Annotated in this window: 5 protein-coding genes and 1 pseudogene; 5 read left to right on the forward strand and 1 reads right to left on the reverse strand. The window is 71.1% G+C overall.

Going from position 1 to position 5769, the window contains the following annotated elements; translation table 11 throughout:
* The 3 genes from KBA23_RS15240 to KBA23_RS15250 form a co-directional block, all read left to right on the forward strand.
* Window positions 1-596: HlyD family efflux transporter periplasmic adaptor subunit (locus KBA23_RS15240; RefSeq protein WP_290742639.1), on the forward strand; the 596-nt coding region annotated here is incomplete at its 5' end.
* 1 nt (window position 597) lies between these two features.
* Window positions 598-1515, forward strand: a complete 918-nt coding sequence (locus KBA23_RS15245) for an ABC transporter ATP-binding protein (protein WP_290742642.1) — start codon at window positions 598-600, stop codon at window positions 1513-1515.
* On the forward strand, window positions 1512-2648 hold the full coding sequence (locus KBA23_RS15250) for an ABC transporter permease (protein WP_290742644.1): 1137 nt from the start codon (window positions 1512-1514) through the stop codon (window positions 2646-2648). The genes KBA23_RS15245 and KBA23_RS15250 overlap by 4 nt, the downstream gene beginning before the upstream one ends.
* On the opposite strand, the gene KBA23_RS15255 is transcribed toward KBA23_RS15250, so the two are convergent.
* Window positions 2627-4081 carry an FAD/NAD(P)-binding protein gene (locus KBA23_RS15255; protein WP_290742647.1) on the reverse strand — a complete coding sequence of 485 codons (1455 nt, stop codon included), beginning with the start codon at window positions 4079-4081 and terminating at the stop codon, window positions 2627-2629. The two genes, KBA23_RS15250 and KBA23_RS15255, sit on opposite strands and share 22 nt — an antisense overlap.
* A gap of 292 nt (window positions 4082-4373) precedes the next feature.
* Here KBA23_RS15255 and metK point away from each other — a divergent pair, with 292 nt between their 5' ends.
* Both metK and KBA23_RS15265 read left to right on the forward strand, forming a co-directional pair.
* On the forward strand, window positions 4374-5543 hold the full coding sequence (gene metK / locus KBA23_RS15260) for a methionine adenosyltransferase (RefSeq protein ID WP_290742649.1): 1170 nt from the start codon (window positions 4374-4376) through the stop codon (window positions 5541-5543).
* A 19-nt stretch (window positions 5544-5562) separates the two neighbouring features.
* Window positions 5563-5769: pseudogene (locus KBA23_RS15265) on the forward strand (tRNA (guanosine(46)-N7)-methyltransferase TrmB); the annotation flags it as partial.

Raw genomic sequence — 5769 nt, forward strand, 5'->3', positions numbered from 1 at the left:
CGGCGCTCGCCACGCGACGCGTTGTGTCCGAGGCGACGCTCGACACCGCGACCGCGGCGCGTGACACGGCGCGGACCGAGGTGGCGCAGATGGAGGCCGAACTGGCCGTCGCCCGCCTGCCGGCGCGGCCCGACAGGGTCGAGGCGGCGGGCGGAAAGGTGCGCGGCGCCGAGGCGGCGGTGCGTCAGGCGGAATGGGCGCTCGGCAAGCGCGTGGTGGCCAGCCCCGCCGCCGGGCGGATCACGGACGTCCTGCGCCGGACGGGCGAACTCGCCGGCCCGACAGCGCCGGTGGCGACCCTGTTGCCGGACGGCGCGGTGAAGCTCGTGCTCTATGCGCCGGAGGCGGCGGCGGCGCGGCTGGTGCCGGGCGACCGGCTGGCGGTGCGCTGCGACGGTTGCCCCGACGGTCTCACCGCCCGGGTGAGCTATATCGCCGACGGGCCGGAATTCACCCCGCCGGTGATCTATTCGCTCGAGACGCGGCAAAAGCTCGTCTACCGGATCGAGGCCCGACCAGAAACCGGCCCCGAGGGGGATGCGGTCTCCGGGCTCCGGCCCGGGCAGATCGTCGACGTCGCGCTGACGGCGCGCTGAGATGGGCGAGGCGGTCATCGACGTCCGGCATCTGACCAAGCGTTTCGGCGGGCGGACGGTGGTCGATGACGTCTCGATGCGCGTCAACCGGGGCGAGATCGTCGGCTTTCTCGGGCCGAACGGTTCGGGCAAGACCACGACCATCCGCATGATGTGCGGGCTTCTGACCCTCGACGCCGGCGAGGGGCGGGTCCTTGGCTTTGATCTCGCTACCGAGACGGCCGCGATCAAGGCCGAAGTCGGCTACATGACGCAGCGCTTCTCGCTCTATGAGGATCTGTCGATCGAGGAGAATCTCCGCCTCGTGGCCGGGCTCTATGCGCTGCCCTGCCCGCGGGAGACAGTGGCCGCGACGCTCGGGGGGCTTGGCCTCACCAGCCGGCGGCGGCAACTCGCGGGGGCGCTGTCCGGCGGCTGGAAGCAGCGGCTGGCGCTCGCCGCCTGCGTGATGCACGGGCCGAAGCTGCTCCTGCTCGACGAGCCGACGGCGGGCGTCGATCCCAAGGCGCGGCGCGAATTCTGGGACGAGATCCATCGTCTGGCGGCCGGCGGCATGACTGTGCTCGTCTCCACCCACTACATGGACGAGGCCGAGCGCTGTCACCGGATCAGCTATATCGCCTATGGCCGGCTGATCGCCGAGGGCACGGTCGCCGAGGTGATCGAGGGCGCGGGCCTTCATACATTCGTGGTTTCGGGGCCCGGCCTCGACGCGGTGGCGCGGCGGCTCCGCGCCGCGCCGGGCGTCGATCAGGTGGCCGCCTTCGGCGTCACGCTCCATGTCGTCGGGCGCGACCGGGCGGCGCTCGAGGCGGCGCTGGCGGCGGCGGGGCCCGGGCTGGCGATCGCGCCGGCGGAGACGAGCCTCGAGGATGTCTTCATCCAGTTCATGGGCGCGGCGACGGACAACATGGGATGAGCGCGGTCCTTTCCTTCCGGCGCCTCGGCGCGCTGCTCGCCAAGGAATTCACCCAGATGCGGCGCGACCGGGTCACCTTCGCCATGATGCTCGGCGTGCCGCTGACGCAGCTCCTGCTCTTCGGCTTTGCCATCAACAACGATCCCAAGGGCCTGCCGGCGGCCATCGTCACGACGAGCCACGACCAGTACAGCCGGGCGATGATCTCGGCGCTGGAGCTGACCGGCTATTATCGCTTCACCCATGTCACGGACAGCGCGGCCGAGGCCGAGGATCTGATCACGCGGGGCGACGTCGCCTTCGTGGTGACGATCCCCTCCGACTTCGGCGTCAGGGTCGAGCGGGGCGAGGCGCCGCGCATTCTGGTCGAGGCGGACGCGACCGATCCCGCGGCGGCGAGCGGCGCGATCGGCACGCTCGGCACCGTGGCCGGCGAGGCGCTGCTGCGCGCCACCGGCCGCGAGGCCGACGCCGAGGCGGAGGCGGCGCGCCGGCTCGAGGTGGTGGTCCACCGGCGCTACAATCCCGAAGGCATCTCGCAGTTCAACATCGTGCCCGGCCTGCTCGGGGTGATCCTGCAGATGACCATGGTGATGATGACCTCGATGGCCCTGACGCGCGAGCGCGAGCGGGGGACGCTCGAGACCCTGCTCGCCATGCCGGTCTCGCCGACCGAGGTCATGCTGGCGAAGATCCTGCCCTATCTCGCGGTCGGCGCGGCGCAGGTGACGCTGGTGCTCGGCGCCGCGCGCTGGATCTTCGGCGTGCCCTTCGTCGGGGCGATGAGCGTGCTGCTCGGGGCGATCTTCGTCTTCGTGCTGGCGCTGGTGCTGCTCGGCTACGCCATTTCCAGCTTCGCGCGCAGCCAGATGCAGGCGATGCAGCTGACCTTCTTCTTCTTCCTGCCCTCGATCCTGCTGTCGGGCTTCATGTTTCCCTTCCGCGGGATGCCGCCCTGGGCGCAGGCTTTCGGCGAGATCCTCCCGCTCACCCATTTCAACCGGATCATCCGCGCGGTGATGCTGAAGGGCGCGGATCTGCGCGGTGTCGGCGGCGAGATGCTGGTTCTCGCGCTCTTCGTGCTGATCTACGCCGCGATCGCTCTCGCCCGTTACCGCCGCACGCTGGACTGATGCGCGGCGGCGCGATTCGCGCCGGTCCGGCGGGTTTCGGCGCTCGGGGTGGCGACCCGGCGGCGGATCGCCTCGGCGACCTCCTCGGCGTGGCATGCGACCTCCGGCGCGCCCATCAGCTCGCCGACCGCGCCCCGCGCGAGCGGACCGGCGACGAACAGCGACGACGAGGCCCGGCCGTGATCGTCCACGGCCCGAAAGAGATCGGCGACGAGCAACCCGAGCCCGTTGGGATCGGCGCGCACCAGGCCGGCGGCGGCGAAGGACCGGAGCACAGGGTTGGTATCAAGGACAGCGCCATGGTCCGGCCCGGTGGTGACCACGACCCGATCGAAGCGGCTTTCGCGCAATTGACCGTCGGCGCGGAGCCGATAGGCGACGGTGATCCCATCCCCATCCTCCCGCGCCGCGGCGAGTCGGGCGGCGGTGATCTCGAGCCGCCCGGCGGCGATCGCCGCGTCGAGCACCGCCTCGATCTGTGGCGCCACGCGGTAGCGGTGCACGTCCCAGAAGCGGCGAAGGTGGCGGACGATCCGGCCTCGTTCCTCCTGCGGCAAGGCGGCCCAGATCTCGCGTCCCTGCGCGCGGACCGTGCCGAGCGCCGAATGCCAGTCGCGGCCCGCCGCGGCATCCGCCGCCACCGCCGCGCGGATGCGGAGCAACAGGCCGCGGGCCGTAACCTCGGGATCGGCGGCGAAATCGGCGAGGCTCGGCAACCGCTGCCGATCCTGCCCGCGCGAGCGCAGCCCATGCCGCGAGAGCGCGACGACATGGCCGCGATGACCCCGCGCGGCGAGGCTGGCGATGACGTCGGCGGCGGTGAGGCCGGTGCCGACCACGAGCACGCGTTCCTCGGCGCCGATCGCGGCGATGCGCGCGTTGTCATAGGGATCGGCGACCAGCCGCGCCGAGCCGGCCAGCGCGCGGATCGGCCGGGGCAGCGCCGGGGCGGGATGCGACATGGCCAGCACGACGATGTCGGCGGCGATATCCTCGCCGCTCGAAAGCTCGACCCGATAGCCGCCGTCCGCGAGGGAGACGGCGGCCGCCCGGCAGCGCAGATGGCGGACCGCGCCCGAGGCGAGGAACGGCGCCAGTTCGGAGGCGACGTAGCGGCCGAAGACCTCGCGCGCCGGATAGACATCGCCCCGCGCCGTCGTCGCGTCGGCGGGCACCGGAACCTTGGCGAGCCAGGCCGCGAAATGGCCGGGATCGTCGGCCACCAGTGTCATCCGCGTGGCGGGGACGTTGATCCGGTGCACGGGATCGTCGGTGGAATAGGCGAGTCCGGGGCCGATCGTGGGGCGGGGCTCGACGACCACGATTTCCGCGGCCCCCGGCGGACCGTTCCGGGCGAGGTGGAAGGCCGTGGCGGCCCCGGCGAAGCCGCCCCCCAGTATCACCACGACGGGGCGGTGGTCCGGTCTTTCCATCAGAATGCGGGCCTCGCTCGAATCAGGAAACACGATTGATCCTATCGTCTTCTCCCCGCGGGACAAAACGTCGCGTCCCCGCCGTGACGCCGGAGAGGAACTCGTTCGCCGGCGGGGGCGGGATCGGAACATCCTTCGCGCCGCGTGAACCGGGGCGACGGGAACCATCCGATCACGCGGGGTGGCGCGCGTGATCGGGCCGGCGGGGGCCGGACGGGCGCGGCGATCGGTCATTGACCTCGCAGGCCCCCGTGCGTAGGACGACCCGGTCTTTTTCACACGGGGTCACCGCATGAGTAACCGTACCGACTATACATTCGCTTCCGAGTCCGTTTCAGAAGGTCATCCCGACAAGGTCTGCGATCGCATTTCCGACGCCGTCCTCGATGCCTTCCTGACCGAGGATCCCGAGGCGCGGGTCGGTTGCGAGACCTTCGCCACCACCGACCGCGTGGTCGTCGGCGGCGAGGTGCGCGGTCCGGGCTCGGTTCTCGCCCGCGTCGAGGACATCGTGCGCGACTGCGTGAAGGACATCGGCTACGAGCAGAAGGGCTTTCACTGGGCGACGCTCAACGTCCACAACTATATCCACGGCCAGTCCGAGCACATCGCGCAGGGCGTCGACGCCGGCGAGAACAAGGAAGAGGGCGCGGGCGACCAGGGGATCATGTTCGGCTACGCCGTCGCCGAGACGCCGGAGCTGATGCCCGCGCCGATCCACTATGCCCATGCGATCCTCCGCCGCCTCGCAGAGGTCCGCAAGAGCGGCGCCGAGCCGCGGCTCGGGCCGGATGCCAAGTCGCAACTCTCCATCCGCTACGAGAACGGCGAGCCGGTCGAAGTGTCGAGCCTCGTCCTCTCGACCCAGCATCTCGACGAGGACATGACCTCGGCCGATGTGCGCGCCATGGTCGAGCCGCATATCCGCGCCGTGCTGCCCGAGGGCTGGCTGACCGCGGCGACCGCCTGGCATGTGAATCCGACCGGCAAGTTCGTCATCGGCGGACCGGACGGCGACGCCGGGCTCACCGGGCGCAAGATCATCGTCGATACCTATGGCGGCGCCGCGCCGCACGGCGGCGGCGCCTTCTCGGGCAAGGATCCGACCAAGGTCGACCGCTCGGCCGCCTATGCCGCGCGCTATCTCGCCAAGAACGTGGTGGCCGCCGGCCTTGCCACGCGCTGCGTCATCCAGCTCAGCTATGCAATCGGCGTTGCCCGGCCGCTGTCGATCTATGCCGACACCTTCGGGTCGGGCCAGGTGCCGGAAGCCGTGATCGAGAAGGCGGTGGCCGGCGCCATCGACCTGACCCCGCGCGGCATCCGCACCCATCTCGGGCTCAACAAGCCGATCTATCAGCGGACCTCGGCCTATGGCCATTTCGGTCGGGCGATCGACGCGGACGGCGGCTTTTCCTGGGAAGCGACCGATCTCGTCGACAAGCTGAAGGCCGCGGTCTGAACCGCCGCGTCCTCCGGAAATGATCGGGACTTCGACCGGCGCGGCCCAGCCGCGCCGCAACTTTTACGGTCGCCGGCACGGCAAGGCCCTGCGCCCGACCCAGCGCCGGCATCTGGAGGAGTTGCTGCCCCGCCTCGCGGTGCCCGGTGTCGTGGCCGGCGGCGCCGTCGATCCGGCGGTACTCCTGCCGGGTGCGCGCGAGGTCTGGCTCGAGATCGGCTTTGGT

The organism is Amaricoccus sp., assembly GCF_017995835.1.
GTDB lineage: Bacteria > Pseudomonadota > Alphaproteobacteria > Rhodobacterales > Rhodobacteraceae > Amaricoccus.